Origin of the sequence: Micromonospora sp. NPDC047707 (genome assembly GCF_040704235.1) — a bacterium.
Classification (GTDB): domain Bacteria; phylum Actinomycetota; class Actinomycetes; order Mycobacteriales; family Micromonosporaceae; genus Micromonospora.
Genome location: NZ_JBEYSU010000152.1, coordinates 1 through 1,363, shown reverse-complemented (window position 1 = coordinate 1,363; position 1,363 = coordinate 1). Strand labels below are relative to the sequence as shown.

Genomic DNA, 1,363 nt, shown 5'->3' with positions numbered 1-1,363 from the left:
GTACTGCAACGGCAGTTGTGGATGCCGTGTAGTGCATGATGTCTGCCGTGGCGGTGGCGGAGGTCGATGCGTGGGCGGCGGAGTTGGATCGGTTGCACGCGCGGATCGCGGGTCGCTTCCGGCGTGCCGAGCCGCGGGTTCGGGTCCGGCAGTACCTGTGCGGGCTGGCCGCCGGACTTGAGCGGAAGAACGGCTGGACCCTGGCCGAGCGCGCGGGTGAGGTGTCACCGGACGGGATGCAGCGGTTGCTTCGCTGGGCTGACTGGGACGTCGAGGCGGTCCGTGATGACGTGCGTGACTACCTGGTCGAGCACCTTGGCGACCCCCAGGGCGTGCTGATTGTCGACGACACCGGCTTCCTGAAGAAGGGTGTGCGCTCTGCCGGGGTCGCCCGGCAGTATTCCGGCACTGCCGGCAGGGTCGAGAATTGCCAGGTCGGGGTGTTTCTGGCCTACCGCTCGGCCAAGGGACACGGATTGATCGACCGGCAGTTGTATCTACCCGCGACGTGGACTGACGACCGTGAACGGTGCCGCGCCGCGGGCATCCCGGACGACGTCGAGTTCGCGACCAAGCCGCAGATCGCCAAGACGTTGCTGACACGGGCCCTCGACGCCGGGGTGCCGGTCGGGTGGGTCACTGCCGACGAGGCTTACGGGCAGGTCAAGAGCCTGCGGGTCTGGCTGGAGCAGCGTGACGTGGGCTATGTGCTGGCGACCCGCCGCAACGACGACATGATCACCACCGCGATGGGCGCGGCCCGCGCCGACGAGCTGATCGCGGCGCTGCCCGTCCAGGCGTGGTGCCGCCTGTCCGCCGGCGCGGGCGCGCACGGCCCCCGCGACTACGACTGGGCCCGTATGCCGATACGCATCTGCTGGCGACCCGGCCGCGGCCACTGGCTGTTGGCCAGGCGCAACCTCAGTACCGGCGAGATCGCCTACTACGTCTGCTACGGACCCCGCCGCACCCGACTGATCGACCTCGCCCGCGTCGCCGGTAGCCGGTGGGCCGTCGAGGAGTGCTTCCAGCAGGCCAAACAAGAAGCCGGCCTGGACGACTACCAGGTCCGTGATTGGCGTGCCTGGCACGCCCACATCACCCTCGCCATGGCCACCCACGCCTGGCTCGCCGTCGCCAGAACCGTTGCTGCAAAAGGGGAATCGCTCGCGGCGAGGACATGATGATCGGCTACACCGTACCGGAGATCCGCCGACTCATGGTGTCCCTGACCTTCACGGTCCCGCCCTGCCCGACACGCATCTGGGCCTGGTCACGCTGGCGCCGCCGACGCCAACACCAAGCCCGCACCAGCCACTACCGCCAACGCGGCTACCCGCCATAACTGCCGTTGCAGTACTAG

The 1,363-nt window shown here is 68.7% G+C and carries 1 protein-coding gene; it reads left to right on the top strand.

The window, feature by feature from the left end; all coding sequences use genetic code 11:
• Nucleotides 1-38 precede the first annotated feature (38 nt).
• Complete coding sequence (locus AB0873_RS32555; RefSeq protein ID WP_366604639.1) at nt 39-1,184, top strand: IS701 family transposase; 1,146 nt, start codon at nt 39-41, stop codon at nt 1,182-1,184.
• The last annotated feature ends 179 nt before the right edge of the window (nt 1,185-1,363 follow it).